Annotated in this window: 18 protein-coding genes, 1 tRNA gene and 1 pseudogene; 9 read left to right on the top strand and 11 right to left on the bottom strand. The window is 64.6% G+C overall.

The genetic code is table 11. The annotated features are described in order from the left end of the window. A partial coding sequence (locus H623_RS20735; RefSeq protein ID WP_211217997.1) for a transposase occupies positions 1-255 on the bottom strand: 255 nt, incomplete at its 3' end. A 238-nt stretch (positions 256-493) separates the two neighbouring features. On the opposite strand from H623_RS20735, the gene H623_RS18985 reads away from it, so the two are divergent. Continuing rightward, on the top strand, positions 494-1,459 hold the full coding sequence (locus H623_RS18985) for a diacylglycerol/lipid kinase family protein (RefSeq protein ID WP_022900707.1): 966 nt from the start codon (positions 494-496) through the stop codon (positions 1,457-1,459). A gap of 398 nt (positions 1,460-1,857) precedes the next feature. Here H623_RS18985 and H623_RS0109495 read toward each other — a convergent pair whose 3' ends face one another. Beyond that, complete coding sequence (locus H623_RS0109495; protein WP_022900706.1) at positions 1,858-2,160, bottom strand: MerR family transcriptional regulator; 303 nt, start codon at positions 2,158-2,160, stop codon at positions 1,858-1,860. A 138-nt stretch (positions 2,161-2,298) separates the two neighbouring features. Here H623_RS0109495 and H623_RS0109490 point away from each other — a divergent pair, with 138 nt between their 5' ends. Together H623_RS0109490 and H623_RS0109480 are read left to right on the top strand one after the other, a co-directional pair. Next, on the top strand, positions 2,299-2,727 hold the full coding sequence (locus H623_RS0109490; protein WP_033371768.1) for an Hsp20/alpha crystallin family protein: 429 nt from the start codon (positions 2,299-2,301) through the stop codon (positions 2,725-2,727). Positions 2,728-3,223: 496 nt separating this feature from the next. After that, complete coding sequence (locus H623_RS0109480; RefSeq protein ID WP_022900703.1) at positions 3,224-3,517, top strand: hypothetical protein; 294 nt, start codon at positions 3,224-3,226, stop codon at positions 3,515-3,517. A 347-nt stretch (positions 3,518-3,864) separates the two neighbouring features. Here the strand turns inward: H623_RS0109480 and H623_RS0109475 are convergent, their stop codons facing one another. The 3 genes from H623_RS0109475 to H623_RS22370 form a co-directional block, all read right to left on the bottom strand. Further along, complete coding sequence (locus tag H623_RS0109475; protein WP_157560923.1) at positions 3,865-5,703, bottom strand: DUF5979 domain-containing protein; 1,839 nt, start codon at positions 5,701-5,703, stop codon at positions 3,865-3,867. 372 nt (positions 5,704-6,075) lie between these two features. Next, entirely contained in the window at positions 6,076-6,780 is a 705-nt protein-coding gene (locus tag H623_RS21445; protein WP_084485841.1) for a DUF2637 domain-containing protein, read from the bottom strand. Further along, positions 6,777-6,959 carry a helix-turn-helix domain-containing protein gene (locus H623_RS22370; protein ID WP_033371642.1) on the bottom strand — a complete coding sequence of 61 codons (183 nt, stop codon included), beginning with the start codon at positions 6,957-6,959 and terminating at the stop codon, positions 6,777-6,779. Before H623_RS22370 ends, H623_RS21445 begins: the two co-directional genes overlap by 4 nt. Before the next feature lie 98 nt (positions 6,960-7,057). On the opposite strand from H623_RS22370, the gene H623_RS22265 reads away from it, so the two are divergent. Continuing rightward, positions 7,058-7,396, top strand: a complete 339-nt coding sequence (locus H623_RS22265) for a helix-turn-helix domain-containing protein (protein ID WP_084485867.1) — start codon at positions 7,058-7,060, stop codon at positions 7,394-7,396. Here H623_RS22265 and H623_RS0109455 read toward each other — a convergent pair. Next, positions 7,356-7,429 (bottom strand) — tRNA-Met (locus tag H623_RS0109455). The genes H623_RS22265 and H623_RS0109455 overlap by 41 nt on opposite strands. Positions 7,430-7,643: 214 nt before the next feature. On the opposite strand from H623_RS0109455, the gene H623_RS0109450 reads away from it, so the two are divergent. Together H623_RS0109450 and H623_RS0109445 are read left to right on the top strand one after the other, a co-directional pair. Beyond that, entirely contained in the window at positions 7,644-9,338 is a 1,695-nt protein-coding gene (locus tag H623_RS0109450) for an APC family permease (RefSeq protein WP_022900699.1), read from the top strand. Positions 9,339-9,438: 100 nt separating this feature from the next. Then, on the top strand, positions 9,439-10,110 hold the full coding sequence (locus H623_RS0109445; RefSeq protein WP_245558964.1) for a Pr6Pr family membrane protein: 672 nt from the start codon (positions 9,439-9,441) through the stop codon (positions 10,108-10,110). A gap of 3 nt (positions 10,111-10,113) precedes the next feature. Here H623_RS0109445 and H623_RS21025 read toward each other — a convergent pair whose 3' ends face one another. The 3 genes from H623_RS21025 to H623_RS0109430 form a co-directional block, all read right to left on the bottom strand. Continuing rightward, on the bottom strand, positions 10,114-10,578 hold the full coding sequence (locus H623_RS21025; protein WP_022900697.1) for a hypothetical protein: 465 nt from the start codon (positions 10,576-10,578) through the stop codon (positions 10,114-10,116). Then, on the bottom strand, positions 10,575-13,049 hold the full coding sequence (locus H623_RS18965; RefSeq protein ID WP_022900696.1) for a molybdopterin oxidoreductase family protein: 2,475 nt from the start codon (positions 13,047-13,049) through the stop codon (positions 10,575-10,577). Before H623_RS18965 ends, H623_RS21025 begins: the two co-directional genes overlap by 4 nt. A 182-nt stretch (positions 13,050-13,231) precedes the next feature. After that, positions 13,232-14,008 (bottom strand): alpha/beta fold hydrolase, encoded by a 777-nt coding sequence (locus H623_RS0109430; protein ID WP_026940173.1) that lies wholly within the window; start codon positions 14,006-14,008, stop codon positions 13,232-13,234. Between the two features lie 79 nt (positions 14,009-14,087). On the opposite strand from H623_RS0109430, the pseudogene H623_RS22365 reads away from it, so the two are divergent. Together H623_RS22365 and H623_RS22195 are read left to right on the top strand one after the other, a co-directional pair. Next, positions 14,088-14,333: pseudogene (locus tag H623_RS22365) on the top strand (AraC family ligand binding domain-containing protein); the annotation flags it as partial. A gap of 99 nt (positions 14,334-14,432) precedes the next feature. Then, on the top strand, positions 14,433-14,915 hold the full coding sequence (locus tag H623_RS22195) for a helix-turn-helix domain-containing protein (RefSeq protein WP_245558963.1): 483 nt from the start codon (positions 14,433-14,435) through the stop codon (positions 14,913-14,915). Between the two features lie 76 nt (positions 14,916-14,991). Here the strand turns inward: H623_RS22195 and H623_RS18960 are convergent, their stop codons facing one another. After that, complete coding sequence (locus tag H623_RS18960) at positions 14,992-16,212, bottom strand: alpha/beta hydrolase (protein WP_022900693.1); 1,221 nt, start codon at positions 16,210-16,212, stop codon at positions 14,992-14,994. An 88-nt stretch (positions 16,213-16,300) separates the two neighbouring features. Between H623_RS18960 and H623_RS21730 the strand changes: the two genes are divergently transcribed. Next, positions 16,301-16,945 (top strand): TetR/AcrR family transcriptional regulator, encoded by a 645-nt coding sequence (locus tag H623_RS21730; RefSeq protein ID WP_022900692.1) that lies wholly within the window; start codon positions 16,301-16,303, stop codon positions 16,943-16,945. 27 nt (positions 16,946-16,972) lie between these two features. On the opposite strand, the gene H623_RS0109410 is transcribed toward H623_RS21730, so the two are convergent. Then, on the bottom strand, positions 16,973-17,563 hold the full coding sequence (locus H623_RS0109410) for a TetR/AcrR family transcriptional regulator (RefSeq protein WP_022900691.1): 591 nt from the start codon (positions 17,561-17,563) through the stop codon (positions 16,973-16,975). Positions 17,564-17,614: the final 51 nt, after the last annotated feature.

Genomic DNA, 17,614 nt, shown 5'->3' with positions numbered 1-17,614 from the left:
GGCCCCGACCTCGGTGAGCACCGTCTTCGACCGGGACCCGTTGCGGGCGTTCTCCCTCGTGCGGGGCTGATGCTTGTCATAGCCGAGGTGTTCGGTCATCTCCGCCTCGAGCGCGGTCTCCAGCACCCGTTTCGTCAACCCGGCCAGCAGGCCGTCCGGTCCGACCAGGCTCACGCCCTTCTTCTTCGCTTCCGCGAGCAACTGCTCGGCGATCTGCTGCTGATCGATGATCTCGCCCGTCACGGGATCAATCATCTCGACGACATCCGTCATCGCCTTACCTCTCAGTCAGGCCAGACCAGATACACCGTTTATCGGACACTCCCTGGCCTTGGGCTTCGAACCGCAGAAAGCACTGAGGGCCCTGGCCGAGAGGCGCCACGAGTGACATATTTCGCGTGTTGTCGGCCCCGACTGGAGGGCCCATTTCGTCGCCCGCGATGAGTGTCGGTGGCATCGAGAGAAGACGGTCACCGCAGCCTAGGCTCGGGGTGTGAATCGGGCGGCGGTTGTTTACAACCCGGTGAAGGTCCCTCTTGATCGGCTCCGTCGTGTTGTGGGCGAGCAGGAAACCCTGCATGGGTGGGCGAAGTCGGTCTGGTACGAGACGAGTGGTGACGATTCGGGCTTGCAAGCAGCGCGGGATGCGCTCGCGCACGATCCGTCGGTGGTGATCGTCGCGGGCGGCGATGGCACTGTGCGCACCGTCGCCGAGGCTATGCACAAGAGCGGCACGGCGTTGGCGTTGTTGCCGGCAGGCACGGGGAACCTTCTTGCACGCAACCTCGGTCTGCCCCTGAACGACCTCGAACGCTCCGTCCGCGTGGCGTTCTCGGGTGCGACACATGCTGTGGATGTGGCTGTCGCCGACATGGAGAACCACGAGGGCCAGCGCAGCTCGCACGCGTTCCTCGTCATGGCGGGCATCGGACTGGACGCAGAGATGGCGGAGAACACAAGCGCGCTAGCCAAGAAGCACCTCGGTTGGCTCGCCTACGTGACTCCGATCGCCCGCTCCATCGTCACGAACCGTCTCTTCCACGTGGACTACCGCCTCGATGGCGGCCACGTCAGGTCGTCGCATGCGCACACCATCATCGTTGGCAACTGCGGCACCCTCACCGGCAACATGCTTCTCATCCCGAATGCGCTCCTGGACGACGGGCTGCTCGACGTCGTCATGCTGCGCCCGAAGGGCCGCTTCGGTTGGGCGGGCATCGGAGCCCGTCTGACCCTCCAGGGGATTGCGCACCGTTCACGATTCGGGCGCCGGATGCTTCAGCTCGCTCCCGACCTGCGCGCGCTCGCCTACGCGCAGGGTCGACGTTTCGACGTCCACTTCGAAACGCCGCACGGCGTGGAACTCGACGGCGACAGTTTCGGTCAGATAGTGCGCGCACGGGTCACGGTGCGCCCGGGTGCGCTACTGGTGCGCGTTGACGAGCAGTCAGCCCGATAGTGGGGACGACGCTACCTTTGGCTGAGCTCGGTGGGATTGCTTTCGTCGTTTTGTCGCGCCAGAGAACTGGCCTCCAAGTTGAGAACGAAATCCTCGGCAGCCTCGCTAAACGAGAACGAGACGACCTCATAGCGCTGCTGCGAAAGGCCCTCGCCACCTCACCTCCACAACCCGCATGACGCGCGGAAGAGGAAGACTGACCGGCCGACCGGCCGCCCGACCATCCGCTGCTCAAGCGTGTCGCAGCTGCGGACTTCGACTCCTACATGACCGGTTTCGATGGCGCCGACTGCACCGGTCGCCCTAACGCAAATCCGACCATCGAAGAGCTACGCCACCAGCGTGGTGACAAACAAGCGCACGGTCTCGGGCGGCTCCCGCAAAGAGACGGACGGCGATCAGGCTTCTTCTCCAGAGAACTCGTCTCCCTGCTTGCGCAGTCGGGCGTTCTCGTCCTGGAGAGGAAGTACCATGGCGATGCCGGCGAGGTTGAGACCCGCGTCAAGGAGGTCCCCGATGCGGCGAAGCCGGTCCAGGTCATCGGCACTGTAGCGACGCGTGCCACCAGCGGTTCGGGCTGGGGTGAGCAGCCCGCGTGTCTCGTATGCGCGGAGATTCTGTACGCCCGTGCCGACAAGGTCGGCGGCAACCGTGATCCCGTAGACGCCCTGGGAGGCGCGAGGCTGGCGGTCGTGCACCATCTGATCCTTCCGGAGGAATTTTCACTTGCGTCAAACTTGGCACGAGTGCTATAAAAAATCTACAGCGCAGGGCATAGATCCTGACGATGGATCCATGACCCAGAAGGCATCTTCAACGAGGACATGGAGGTGGTTACGATGCTGATGCGCACCGATCCGTTCCGTGAGTTGGACCGACTCACACAGCAAATGTTCGGAACAGATGGAACCCTGGCCCGCCCTTCGGTAATGCCGATGGACGCCTGGCGCGACGGCGACGTCTTCCACGTCGAGTTCGACCTGCCCGGGGTAGATCGAGAGTCGATCGACCTCGACGTCGAACGCAACGTCGTGACAGTGAAGGCCGAGCGACCAATCCGTGCGAGCGATGCCGACATGCTGGCCGCCGAGCGACCCCGCGGAGTATTCAGTCGGCAGCTCGTGCTCGGCGACAACCTGGACACCGGGAAGATCAGCGCCAGCTACGACGACGGTGTGCTCGCCCTGCAGATTCCGGTCGCCGAGGAGGCGAAGCCGCGCAAGGTCACGGTCGGCAGCAAGACGGAGAACCTCGCCATTAGCGTCTGAGGCTCATCGGAAGAAGACCATGACGATCACATCCTCCGTGGACGCGAGGACAGAGCCGCGGGCCGATGAGCAGTTCATCGAACTCATCTGTGCTGATGACGCACTTGTGCAGGCAGAGTTCGACGCGATCGTCGCCGCCGAATGGGCGATACCGCCGTCAGGAGACCGCACAAGCTCCAGCGTCGCCGATGGCCGCGAGGCCAGCCCTGTTCACCATCGCCGAGGGCGCCGGTTCCGTCCCGGAATGAGAGTGTCGGTTCGAGTGAGCAGCGATCTCGTGTTCGCTCGCTCCCCGCCTGGCGAACTGTGCGCCGCCCCGTCACAGGGCTCGACCACATAACACGAAGGTGACAGCCACCCCGCCCGCGCATTTCGATTTTCCAGGGCGGACGCATCCGAGCATCGCCCACACGCGACCCGCGTATCTCATCAGCGGGCCGGGTGGCTGCCCTCCTGATCACAACTGTGCGCCGTGCCAAGAAACATCAGGAACACCATGTTGTCGAATGACCGATTCACCCTGCAGCAGTTGACCCCGACCGAGTGGATCATCGTAGACGCGAACTGCGACCCGGGTGATCCCTCGCGCACCGTGGCCTGCGTCTACGAGGCAGACCAGTACCAGTACGGGGCGGTCTGGCTGCGTGACCTCGGCCTCCCGATGACCTGGACGTCACCACACGACGTGCTGCGCGGCATCCGCCAGAACTCCGAGCATCCGACACACGTACCGTCGCGCAAACCTATTCCGATCCCCCATCGAAGACCTCTACGAAACGAATCGGCCTGACTTTCGGGGAGTGTCAGATGAACGGCGGATCTGGTGCTGGCCTGCACGAGCAACTGCTCGGCGATCTGTTGTTCATCGATGATCTCTCCCGTCACGGGATCGATCATCCCGGTCATCTGAGTCACTACCTTACCTTTCGGTCAAGCCAGTCCCAGATCCACCGTTCTTCTGACAGTCCCACCCAATTCTTCTGACAGTCCCACCCAATGGCCGACACGTCGCCAGCGATATGAGTTTCGTCTGAAGCCGGGTTTTTCTCGATTGTGCCCTGGTGCAGACCGTGTCGGTGCCGGTGACAGTATCGTCACCGACACCGACTGGTGCTCCTGGCGTCGATGGGCTTCGGGTTATGCCCGCCGACGGCGCAGTAGGAGCAGCATGACAAGGCCCGCGATGGCCAGGGCAGCGGCCGGGAGGATCCAGGGAAGAACCTCGGATCCGGTCGACGCGAGTCCGGGTTGGTCGACGATCTCGTTGGTTGCCGTCAAAGTAGCTTGGGAGCCGCGGTCGCCGCGCACCGTGATGGTTACGCTCTCACCGTTCGGGGAGAGTGTGACTGCATCATCGCCGGATGTCCACTTCACGCTCTTCCAGGCCACGCCGGAGGGGAGATTAGCGTCGCCTTCCTTGACGGTCACGTGCGTGCCCATCGGGATGTCCTTGACGATCGTGGGTGTGCCCGGCTGTACTCGAACGTCGACGCTCTGGTCCTTGCCGAGCAGGTCCGTCCACGACACGGTGAACGGGTACCATGTTCCGGCGGGAACCTTGGCCGCGCCGCTGCCGTGCACCGTTTTGGACAGTGCCAGGGTTCCGAGCGTCGCCGTGGCGTGATTGACGAGGGAGATGTTCGCGTTCGTCGCGGCGCCGATGATCACGGTCGCCTCATCGCCCTGCTGGGTCGCGTCGCCGCCCCATCGGGGAGCGTCCCACGTGAAGCGCGCCGTGTTATCCGGTGCGATCTCGGTGAGGGTGATTTGGGTCCCGTAGGGCAGGTCGGCACCGAACGGAACGACCGTGCCATCCGTCGGCAGTGTCAGCGTCGCCAACTGTTGCGTGGATGCCGCGTCGTACCACGACGCGCGGACCTGGACGGTCTTCGGCACGTCGGGGTCGTCTGTGCTGATTCCGGTGATCGTCTTGGTGATGTCGAAGGTGCCGGGAGCCCAGTCGGCCTCGTTGAGCACGCTCACGAGCGTCTCCTCGCCCTGCTGGTCCGAGACCACGACCTGCGCGGAGCCGTCACCATTGTCGGTGACGTTGTTCCCGCTGATCTGGATTGCGCCCCAGTCCACGGTCGCAATGTGGGGACGCTTCCCTTCGGTGATGGTCACGACCGTCCCGGCGGGCAGCTGCACGCCGAGCTTGGTGGGCGTCAGCGCGTTGATCGTGATGTCCTTAGACTGCGACTGGCCATCGGCATCCTTCCACGTCGCGGTCACCGGGAACGTCGTCGATGGGTCCACCTCACCGGCAGCGGCGCCCGCGATGCCCTTGATGAGGCTGATGCCGGCGGTCGAGGTGGCCGCGTGGTCCTCAAGCGAGACGTGCGCCGTCGTGTCACGCCCAATGACGACCTGTGCGGTGTCGTCGGCGCCGAGCGAGACGCCTGTTCCGCTCCACACCGGCGCCGCCCAGGCGATGCTGTGCCCGTCGGACAGTGGCACCTCGGTGAGGGTCACGGTGGTGCCTACCAGGAGGTCAACGCCCAACGGGACCGAGGTTCCATCGGTCGGCAGGGTGAGCGTTGTGCTGCCCGGGGTTCCTTCCTGGTTCCAGGCGGCATTGACCGTCACCATGCTCGGCACCGCGGCGTTGTTCGCCTGGTCGCCGGTCACGGTCTTCGAGATCGAGAACGTGCCCACGGAACGCGACACATGGTTAGTGATCGAGATGGTCGCCGGGGTCGTCGCCTCGGCTGCCGTCACGATGTAGGTGGCGGGGCTGATCGTCGCGGCCGACCAGGTCAGCACGTCGTCGTTTGGCGGAGGCGTCTCTGACAGCGTCACCTTCGCGCCGATCGGCAGATCAGTCAGCGTGTACGGGGTACCGGACTTCACGGTGAACCGACGGTCGGGCTGCGCGGGAAAACTGCTGCCGAGTGCACTCGTGTCGATAGCGGCCGTCACAGAGTAGGTACGGTCCGGATCCACCTTGTCGGCGGCGTTGCCGTCAACACTCTTCACGATGCTCACCGAGCCGAGCTGGGCCGTATTGGTGAGATCGACCTGAATGTTCGTGTTCGGTGTGATCGTCGCCGTCGCGGTGGCGCCGCCGTCGCTGACGACAACGCCACTGGAGGCGGCGAACGTCGGCGCACCGAACGTGACCCCGTCTTGCGACTAGAAATGCATCCTTGCCGAGGCCGAGATCTGACTGCGCTTTTCGCTGAGTTATTCGAAATGCGCGATCGTGAGAGAGCAAGTACATCAACAGCGAGAAAGCGTTTCCGACTATGCGCTGGTCTCTGGCCCACCAGTTTCGGAATTGACCGAACTCGCGTTCAAACGTCAGTTGTGGTCTTTCGAATTCAGAACTCGAATCGGTTTGCATGGAATTCATTGCGCCGAAGTCGAAAGAGAAAACAGATCGGGATGGCGATCGCGGAGGTCTTCAAGCCGACGGCGCCCAGTTCGATCCGAGACATGTGCGATTCGGGCTACCGTCGCACCCGTGATGGTTTCCCCACTCTGGATGAGCTGACGTAGACGGTCCAGAAGAACTGCTTCAGAAGGTGAAGGTACTGTCGTTTGCGGCTTTTCTACTTGTGCTCCAGCCTGTGTGCCTGACGTCTCTGGGAACGCATTGGACAGCCGTCTGGCCGGACTCGGGCGGCCGCCGGCGGGCGCCTCAATGACAATCACGAGGAGGTGCGACGCGATAAAGAGTGCAAGTGCCGGGACGGACGACACTGCGGCGGCAACCGGTACAGGCAGAGCTGGAGAGGGGCTATCAAGCGCGTGTAGCGCGTTGCCCGCGATGCTCAAGCCGGAGAAGAGGACCACTGCGGCCCAGGGATACCAGGTGACGCGCCGGCCGCGCCGCTTCAGGGCAAATGCTGCCGCTGTGGCCACGACGATGAAACCGTCGACGATGAGGGGCCATGCGAACGCAAGTGGCGAGTCAATGCCGGCGCGAAGCGCTAGATCCCGAAGGGCAGTGAACGACAACGAAAACGCGCCGGCCGCGAGAAAAGCCACCCCGATAGCAACGCCCACGTTCAGCGGTCCGCTGGTAGATCGCAAAGAGATGGGGCCCTTCATCGCTCATCCTCACGGCCGAACGTCCGGAGGGCCTGAGCAAGCGCGACTTCTGAGATTCGGACCGAACCGCTAGGAAGACGAATCGCATGGAGGGATCCGTTTGCGATCCATCTCCGGACGGTGCGTGGTGAAACGAGCAATCGAACGGCAACCTGCTCGACGGTCAGAAGATCTGTCACATGGCCAGCGTATGACAGACGTGGACATTCTGTCTACAACTATGCGATCAGGCTGGCGCTTATAGATTATTTGTTCATACGCAAGTAGAATCCGACGCATGAGCGACATTCTGCGGCACACCGAGGACTCGAATCTGATAAGTGGCGAGCGTGTAGCAGCTTTGATGTGGCGGCAGAAGCTAAGTCAGCGCCGGCTGGGCCTGGCCATCGGCGTAGACCCCGCCCTTCTGGGGAAGAAGCTGCGCGGAGGCCGCCCCTGGTATCTGCATGAAGCGAAGGCTCTCGCTGAGCTCTTAGGGGTGTCGCTCGGCTATCTCATGGGAGAGACGGACGAGGAGACTCCAGCGCACGGAGGAATGCAAAAGGCCCCGGCCTCTTCCGAGACCGGGGCCACCGTTGCGGGGACAGGATTTGAACCTGCGACCTCTGGGTTATGAGCCCAGCGAGCTACCGAACTGCTCCACCCCGCGGCACGAGATATGAGCCTAGCATGCGGTTCCCGCGCCATGAAATCGCCGGCCGTCGACACCCGCACACGCAGGCATCCTCGCGCGTGAAGCGCGTTCTGCGGCTCAGCGCAACCCGGTGCGCTCACCCCTTCGACCCAGTAACAAGAGTGTCGAACGAACTCGAACGGCCCCATGGAGGACTCGTTCGGGCTTGGGCATGCATGGAGGGGTCGTCATGGCAGAGCTCGCACACGGGACCGGACCGAAAGTCAAAGGCAGCAAGCTCAGGCGGGATGTCGGCCCCGTCGGCCTCCTGTTCACCGCCATCGGTTCGGTGATCGGGTCGGGCTGGCTGTTCGGCGCGTTCAACGCCTCGGTCATCGCCGGCCCGTCTGCGATCTTCTCGTGGCTGATCGCGGCCGCGATGATCATGCTGATCGGCCTCTGTTACGCCGAGATCGGCCCGATGTTTCCCATCTCGGGCGGTGTCGTGCGATACCCGCATCTGGTGTGGGGATCGTTCAGCAGCTATTCGATGGGCTGGATCATGTGGATGTCGACGGCGGCCACTCCGGCGATCGAGGTCGAGGGTGCGCTGCAATACGCGACCAAGTACGCGCCTTTCACCGTCTTCGCCAAAGAGGGCGGGGTATCCGCTCACGTGCTGACGCCGTTGGGCATCGTCGTCGCGATCGTGTTACTGGCCGCATTCACCGCCGTCAACTACTTCGGAGTGCGGCTGTTCTCGCAGGTCAACAACGTGATGGTCTGGTGGAAGCTCGGCGTCATCGTTCTGGTCATCATCATGTTCATCGTCACGGCGCTGGCCGCCACCGGCGGCGCGGCAGCCGGCAACTTCGTGTCGCATCAGTTCGCGCCCGGCGGGTTGCCCGGCATCTTCGTCTGCATCGCGACGGCGGGAATCACGTTCTCGTTCCTGGGATTCCGTCAGGGCATCGAGCTGGCCGGCGAGACCGACAATCCCAAGCGGAACATCCCGTTGGCCGTGATCGGCTCGATCACTATCACCGCTGTGCTCTACATGCTCCTGCAAGTTGCCTTCACGCTGATGGTGCCACAGAGCACGCTCGAGAATTCGCACGGTTGGCTCGACCTGGCGTTCAAGAACGACTTCGGGCCGCTGGCGGCGCTCGCGTTGATCGGTGGTTTGGGGTGGCTGGCATACATCCTCTACTTCGATGCCGTCGTCTCACCGGTCAACACGGGCCTCATCTACACCACGATCACCTCCCGCGTCTCGTACGCGGTCGGCCGGAACGGCAACGGTCCACGCTGGCTCGCCACGAACAACAAGCACGGCGTGCCGTATTGGAGCCTGCTGTTGTCGTTCCTGGTCAGCATCGTTCTGCTTCTGCCCTTCCCCAGCTGGCAGCAACTGGTGGGGTTCATCACCAGCGCGACCGTGCTGACGTTCGGGACCGGCCCGTTGGCTCTGATGGTCTTTCGCCGGGTACTGCCGGAGCGGCACCGGCCTTTCAGGTTGCCCGGGGGCCACATCATCCCGTTCCTGGCTTTCTACAGCACCAACATGATCATGTATTGGGCGGGCTGGCAGACGAATTCGAAGCTCCTGATCGCCATCGTGATCGGCTACGTGCTCTTCGCCATCTACGGCCTGACCGGCAATCGCAAGACGATGCCGAGGCTCGATTTCAAGTACGGATTGTTCTGGATCATCCCGTGGCTGATCATGTTCGGACTCGTCAGCTGGCTGTTCGATCCGGCGACGCCCGTCATCAAGGGCACGTTCTTCTGGGTGTTCCTGATCAACCTCGGCGTGTCGCTGCTCGTCTACCTGATCGCGATCAACTTCACGCTGCCGAAGGAGCGGCTCGAACGGTACGTCGCCGACGCCGAGGAAGAGTCCGCGATCGAGGATGAGACACTCGCCGGCGGAAAAGTCGGCTGACGGCATCCACGGTCCCCCTCCCCACCACTATTCTGGGCACGCGGCTGCGCCGCCGAACACGAGGGAGTGGTTCATGGGGGGTTCGATGACGGATACGCGCATGCGCGCAGCACGGCTCTGGTTCGGAGGCATCGCCGCGGTGGTGGCGGCCGCGCTGATTATCCAGCTGGTGCTCGTGTTCACGGGCGGCCAGGACGTGAACACGTTCATGCCGACCACGAAGCAGAGCCTGGGCATGCGGCTCGTGAGCCTCTTCAGCTACTTCACCATCCAGAGCAATCTCTTCGTGCTCGGCACGTCGTTCGCGCTCGCCGTCAGCATTCGCCGTGACGGTCTGCTCTGGCGGGTCCTGCGGTTCGACGCCATACTCGGCATCATCATCACCGGTCTCGTCTACGAGACCATCTTGGCTCCGCTCGTTCACCCGACCGGCTGGGCGCTGGCCGCCACGATCGGATTCCACTACATCTCGCCGTGGGCGACACTCCTCGGCTGGCTCGTGTTCGGGCCCCGCCCTCGAATGTCGTGGTTCGTCATGCTGCTCACGATGATCTGGCCCGCCGCGTGGCTCGTCTACACCTTCGTACGCGGAGCGTTGACCGGGTGGTATCCCTATCCCTTCCTCGACGTCACCGCCATCGGGTACGCCGCCTCGTTCCGGAACTGCGCCGTCATCCTCGCCATCGCCATCGGCATAGCGGCGCTGCTCACGGTTCTCGACAGACGTCTGCCGGCCCTCGTGCAGGACGGCGGCGTTGTCGATGCGGCCTGATCGTCACCCCGTGGCGATGAGCGCCTGAGCCGCCTCGTTCTTCATGCGGTGCTTCACCCACTTCACTTGCACGTCCAGGTCGCCGAAGCCACGTGACGCGAGCGCGATCAAGCCCCGATCATGGAGTCCGTGCCCGGCCTGTTCGACGTGTTCCCAGGTGACCTGAACGCGCGTCGCGAACTGATGCAGAGCCGCGAGATCGCGGAGGAGTCCGATCGAGTCGCCCTCGGCCCGGCCGAAATCGGGTGCCACCAGCGGATTGAAGGTCTCCCCCTTCAGCGGATATCGCTCTGCTGCGAAGGCGTCGACGGCTTGAGCGCGTTCGTCGCACTGGCGGGCGAAACGTGCGCAGGCCAGAACGACATCGGCGTCCGCCGCGTGCTCCGAGGTGACGGCGCGGTGCGTGAGCGCCAGCGAACGCTCGGCATCGCCGAGCATCGCGAGGTGGGCCGGCAATCGCATGGTCATCGACCTCCGTCCGCGCTGCCGACGTCAGCACTGTTCGACGCGATCGCATCCGAGGGCGGCGGCGCGGCATTCGTTTCGCCGTGCCACGGGTCGTCCTTGCTGACGGGAGCGGATGCGGTGATCGTCGGGGCGGGCGATGGTCCGTCGCCGTCGCGCAGCTTCTGCACGGCCACGGCGGCGACCTTGAACTCCGGCTGCTTGGAGACCGGGTCCCAGGCCGTGACCGTCAACTCGTTCGCCGCGGTCTCCGCGTCGGATCCATAGTGCCAGGGTGCGAACACGACTCCTTGTCGGATGTGCGAGACGCGCGCGGGGGCATCCACGTGGCCGCGCCGTGAGGTCACACGCACAATGTCGCCCTCACGGATGCCGAGGGCGAGCGCGTCGGGCTCGGAGAGCTCGATCCAGGCGGAAGGAGCGGCATCCTGCAGTTGAGGCGCGCGCTTGGTCTTCGTGCGCGTGTGGAAGTGGTACACGGTGCGACCGGTCGTGAGCCGGAACGGATACTCCTCATCCGGAGTCTCGTAGGCCGGCTCGTACGGCACGGTCTTGAGTACGGCACGTCCGTCGGGATGGTCCGCGAGGTACGTCATGCGGTCGACCGGCGTGCCGGTCGTGAGGTTGTGACCGTACGTCTCGCAGTAGTCCGGATGGGTCGGGAACTCGGCATCCGTGTAGAGCCGCTCCGTGCCATCCGGATGCTCGGCGTTCACCGGCCACTGGATGCCTCCGCGCTCGTGCAGCATCTCGTATGTCAGCCCTGAGTAGTCGCACGGCCGTCCGGCGCTGCACGCCTTCCAGCCCTCGAACGCGGCCTCCGGGGTGTCCCAGGTGAGCAGCGGGGCGCCGTCTTTGTCCTTCAGCCCGAGGCGTCGCGCGTAGTCGACCCAGATCTCCAGGTCGGTGCGTGCCTCACCGGGCGGATCCACGGCCTTCTCCTGCAGGTGCACGGTGCGATCGACATTCGTGAACGTGCCCGTCTTCTCGGCCCAGAGCGCGGTCGGCAGCACCACGTCGGCGAGTTCGGCCGTCTCGTTCAGGTACCCGTCCGAGACGACGACGAAGCACTGCTCGCCGGCGAGTGTGGAACGGATGCGTGCCAGATTCGGCATCGAGACCGCGGGATTGGTGCCCGCGATCCAGAGGAGCCCGATCGACCCCTCCTCGGCGTAGCGGAACATGGTCATCGCGTTCGTCGGCGGCGACCACGCCGGAATGACCAGCGGATCGACGTTCCAGAGCGCGGCGAGTTCGCGCACGTGCTCCGCGTTCTCGAAGTTGCGGAAGCCGGGAAGCGCGGCACCGCAACCAGCCTCGCGGTTGTTCTCCGCACTCGGCTGGCCATTCATCTGCAGAACGCCGGCGCCCGGTCGTCCGAGCATGCCGCGCAGCAGATGCAGGTTGTTGACCTGGCACGACGCCGCGGTCGCCTGGTGGGACTGATAGAAGCCCATCGAACAGGTCGAGACGACCCGCTCACCGGACGCGAAGATGTGAGCGGCCCGACGGATGTCTTCGGCCGGCACCCCGCAGATCTCCGCAGCCCATTCCGGGGTCGCGTCCGAAGTCGCACGTGCGAGATCGTCGAACCCGACGGTGTGGGCATCCACGTAGTCGTGGTCGACGGCGTCGAGGGTGATCAGCTCGTGGACGAGCGCATTCATCAGCGCGAGGTTCGTGCCGTTGCGGATCGGCAGGTGCACGGTGGCGCGTTCGGCCACGCGGGTGCGGCGCGGATCGACGCACACCAGCTGAGGTGGATTGGGCCCGTCCAGGCGGTCCAGCATGCGCGCCCACAGCACCGTCTGAGTCTCGGCCACATTGTGCCCGAACAGGAAGATCGCATCGCAGCTGTCGATGTCGGTGTAGGAGCTGAACTGACCGTCGGAGCCGAACGTCTCCTGGAACGCGGCCGAGGCGGTGGCCGTGCACAGACGCGTGTTGCCGTCCATGTGCGGAGTGCCGATGCCGGCCTTGCCGATCACGCACAGCGTGTAGTACTCCTCGATGGTCAGCTGGCCCGACGTGTAGAAACCGTGCGAGAGCGGGCCCTTCGTCTCGAGGAGCGCCTTCGAGCGCTCCACGATCGCACCCATCGCCGTCTCCCAATCGGTTTCGACGAGGCGCCCGTCACGACGGATCAGCGGTCTCGTCAGCCGGCCTTCCTGCTCTCCTTGCCAGCCGTACAAGCCCTTCGGGCCCAGCCGGCCGTGGTTGATGCGATCGTCCGCCCGGCCGCGCATCCCCACCATCCGGCCATCGATGACCGCCACTTCGAGCCCGCATCCGTTGCTGCACAGCAGGCACGCCCCACGTACCCAGTTCTGCACCTGATCGGCCTCTACCCCGTCGATGAGGTACTCGTCGACCCGATCGGGCCACGCCTCCCCCGCCGCGAAGGGTGTTCGTGCGCCCCAGATGTCCGTGATCCGGTCGCGACCGGGCCGCTCCTGGGCCGTGAGGTCTGTCATCGTCGACTCCGTCCCCCGTTGCCGAGGACCGCCGGGATGCCTCGTCGACCTCGACGAGCCGGGCGGCGGTCGCGATGTGCTCGCGGACCCTCGACACGGACAATTCGAACACTACGCTCCCCCGACGCCGGACGAACACCGAGCATCGTGCCGGTCCGGCGAGGCACCACGAGGTGCGGATGTCACACACGGACCACGAATTCGCGGATCAGGCCCGACAGCTGCGTCGGTGCTTCGAGCGGGAGCAGGTGTCCTGCCCCCGGCACCACGACCGACTCTGCCGTCTTGAGGTAGGGCAGAAGGTTCTCGTGCAGCACCTCGACCGGCTCGACCCGATCGTGCTCGCCTCCGATCACGAGTGTGGGCACGCTCACGAGACGGGTGCGGTCGGCGATGTCCTCGCCGATTCCGCGCAGAGGCCACTCGTCCCGCGCTCCGGTCGCGCTTGCACGGGAGTCCTCCACGACCTGCGCCCGCAACTCGTCGGACAAGCGCGCGGACGTCAGCACGGTGTCGCGCACGCCGGCGACGGAATCGGCGGTGTCGTAGGCGTGGGCGAGGTGTCGCTGATACTCGGCCGTGATCTGGCGCGACGGCACGGCAGGGGCCGGGGCGACGAGTACGAGTCCGCGCAGCCCGGCCGGCCTTCGCGCGCCGACGAGCTGCGCCACCTTGCCACCCATGGAATGCCCTACGAGGACGTATTGCTCGATGCCCGCATCGCCGATCACGGCGAGCACGTCGCTCGCGTAATGATCGAGCGTGAACGGCCCCGGCAAGGTGTGCGATCGCCCCCAACCCCGGAAGTCGACGGCGAGGCGGTCACGGTCACCCAGGTGGTCGAAGACCAGGTTCCAGGTACGACCCGAGCCACCCCAGTAGTGGAGGAAGACCAGAGTCGGACCGGTTCCCCGGAAGCGGTCGTAAACAGGGACGTCATGATGAATATCGGCGTGCACAGAATTCTCCTCGGGTTGCATTGACGCCTTCATCGCATCATTTGCCCAGACCCAGCGCATCGTCGAGAGTCGCCCGAAAATGGTGAAAACTGGACACATGCACTCGGTTCGACAGCTGACGTACCAGCCCGTGTCATCCGGCGCGCCCGTCGAAGTGATGAGATTCGACCGTCTCCGGGAGTTGAATCGCGGGGGAACCCAGCGCGCCGACTTTCATGTCTTCGCAGTGGTCGAAGACGGTCGCGGAAGTGTCGACGTCGACTTCGAGGAACATCGGCTCGCAAGGAGGACGGTCGTGTGGGTCCCGCCCGGTGCCGTCCACCGCTGGGAGGAAATCGCCACACTCGACGGCCGTCTCGTCCTGTTCATACCGGGCGCTCCATTCACACGCACTCCCATGCCGGATCGTGGAGGTGCTGGGACCGTGCCGGAGACGGAGTGGTCCCGGGTGATCGGCGCCCTCGATCACCTCGAGTCGGAGTCGACGGCCGAAGCACGAATTCCGCTGGTGCCGGAGCTCTTGCTCACCGCGCTCATCGAGCGTCTACGCTCCACTCTGAGCGCGCTTCGCCGACGACCGTCGTCACCGTTCGAAGCGTTCCGCACCCGTGTGGAGCAGCAGTTCCGATCGCACCACGACGCCGCGTACTACGCACGAGGGCTCGGCTACTCACCGCGAACGCTCTCGCGCCTCGTCGGGAACGCAACCGGACGGACCGCCAAGCGGTACATCGCCGACCGTGTTGTTCTCGAGGCGAAGCGGCTCCTCGCTCACGACCGGCACAACTCCGTCTCCGTGGCCGCCGAGCTCGGCTTCTCGGATCCGACGAATTTCTCGAGCTTCTTCCGCAATGCCACCGGGGTGCCTCCCGGTGCCTGGCAACGTCTGCATTTCGTGCCGGAATGAGGTGCTGCGACTCCTCCGGCGCCGCAGAGCGCCGCCAGTAGGCGCCCGAGAGAGCCCGTCCGCACAACATGGCGCGTCAAGCTGCGCTCATGCCGGCCGTTTCACGAGGTCGGAGCACGGCATCACGCTCGTCCAGCACGCCGAGCCAGGCGGTGATCTCCCGGACCGCGAGCCCGAAATTCCCCACCTGGCAATGGCTCTGGGCTTGCTCGTATTCGGTGAAGATCCTAGTGGAGACCGAGCGCGCGTTGCCGAGCATGTCGATCTGGTCGAGAAGCTGCCGGCCGGGGATGAGGTGGTCCCCGTTGCCGTGCAGCAGCAAGACGTCCTGGCGCACCAGCGGCGACACGGATGCCGTCTCGAAGCGTGCGAACGCCTTGAACACGTCGAAAGCACTTCGCTGCCCCATGACGTGCTCGCCTTGAGCCATCGCCCACCTCAACAACAGACTGGAGTCCATCGCCTCGGCGACCGAGCTGTTCAAGGAGTCTGCATCACCTGCCGAGAGCCGGGCCCGAAGTCGAGTACGTTCCTGCTCCGGAAAGCTCCGCAGCACGACATCCAGCAAATCGGTCACTATCCCGTTGCAGACCACTCTCGTCACCCGCTCCTCGTACGCCGCCGCGCGGAGCACCAAGCCACCGCCCAGCGAGAACCCCAGCAAGGTGACGACGTCGAGTCCGAAGTGATCGAGCACCGCTGCAACAGGCTTGTGCCATTCGGCGGTGAGTGGCAGACCGGTTCGCTCCAGCGCTGTCCCCTGCCCTGGCCCTTCGAACAGCACGACGTCGTACCCCGCCGCCTCGAGCGCGAACGCGGCTCGGAACCACTCCTCGATATAGCTGTCGTAACCGCCGAAGACCACCACGGTCCCCCTCGGGCTCTCGGGAGTGAAGCGGTATGCAGGAAGCTCGGTGGACGCGTACGGCACCGCGAACCGTTCTGAATCGGAGATCCCGTAATACTGACCGACCAACTCGATGAAGCGTTGCCGCGCCGGCTCCTTCCGCACGTCGCCCGTGGGAAGAAAGAACTCGGCGACCCTGAGGTACGCGGCGCCTTCGAGCGTGTCGCCGTCGTGCAGGCGCTGGCTACTCAGTGCGAGGAAGGCCTCGACGAAAGCGGGATAGTCCGTGATACCGCGAACCGCCGCCCTCATCTCATCCACCATCTCCGGCCTCCCCACCCAGCTGTAGAACCGATTCAGCTGAAAGTTGATACCGACGTCGGGATGAAGCGCATGGAATCCGACCGGCAGTGGTTCTCTGCGGTGAGCGGCGACGAGGTCATTGGTCATAGTGGCTCCGAACTGTGTTGATGCAACCTGTTGTTGTGTTAGAAAGAATGGCAACGAAGCTGGACAATGACAACTGGAAGTTGCGTTTATGGTGCAGGGCGACGTCTCCGGGCCCCTTCCCGGCACGATTCGGGCCGGTGGGCGAACGGCACGAGTGCGCACGAGCGTTCTGAACGCGACCCTGAGAGAGCTCGCCGAGTGTGGGTACTCGGCGCTCTCGGTCGAGCGGATCGCGGAACGGTCAGGAGTCCACAAGACGACCATCTATCGACGGTGGCGCACGAAGGAGGCGGTCCTCGCCACAGCCATCGCCGAGTTGGTCGAGCAGATGTTTCCCATTCGAGTCACCGATTCGATCGAAACCGATCTGCGTAGCGCGGGGCACGCTCTGGTCGATCTCCTCACGAGCGACTCCCCGCTGGTGCTCGGTGTGATGCGAGCGTTCTTCTCCGAAGCCGCAAGCGACCCCCGGATCGGAGGCTTCAAGCGCGAGTTCTACGCTCGCAGACACCGCCAAGCGCAAGCGATGGTCGTCGCCGCGGTGAACCGCGGGGAACTGCCGGAAGACACCGACCCGGACCAGGTCATCAGCCTCGTCATGGCGCCCCTCTACTATCGAGTGCTGGTGACGGAGGAGCGAATCGACCATGAGTACGCCGATCGCCTGGTCGACAGCGCCCTAGCCGCCGCGAGCGCCGGCCGCTGCGGAGTTCCGCTTGGCCGCAACGGATAGGCGATCCTCTCCCGCCTCCGGAGCAGGTCACCCGATGAGGACCCCCTCGAAAACCTGCGAGACGAGTGCGTCGACGAACGCGGCATCCAGCGGCGAACTCCCGAGAAGAAGCCGAAGGTAGATGGCACCGTAAATCTCATCGAAGAGGATGTCCGCACCCGCATCGCGGCTCACCTCGCCGCGCGCGATCCCTCGCCGTACTGCGGCTTCCGCCTGCCGGCGTCGTGGCACGACGTACCGCTCCCCGTAGGCGTCGCGTAACTCCCGATCGTGCGGAAGCTCCACGAGCACACCGAGCAGCATCTGACGCACGCGCGGACGCGTGAACACCTGCACGGTCGCTGCGACGGACCGACGGATGTCTTCCACGACCGAACCGGTGTCGGGAAAAGGCGACGCCGGATCGACCTCTGCCATGAAGGCATCCATGGCGAGTGCCGCTTTGGTGGGCCAGTTGCGATAGAGCGTCGCCTTGCTGGCGTGCGCACGAGCGACGACGGCGTCCATCGCCATCGAGCGAAAGCCGGCCTCCTCGAGCAGATCCGCGGCCGCAGACAGGATCGCACGGCGCGCACGTCGACTTCGCGGATGCTCCGCGTCACCGTCCGTTGTCGTCATGCGTCGAGCGTACGGGATTCTTGGCGTACTGTACGTACAGTACTGGTACGG

It is taken from the genome of Humibacter albus DSM 18994 (assembly GCF_000421825.1).
In the GTDB taxonomy this organism is placed as follows: domain Bacteria; phylum Actinomycetota; class Actinomycetes; order Actinomycetales; family Microbacteriaceae; genus Humibacter; species Humibacter albus.
The sequence above is the reverse complement of the archived record's forward strand: the minus strand, read 5'-3'. Positions and strand labels throughout refer to the sequence as shown.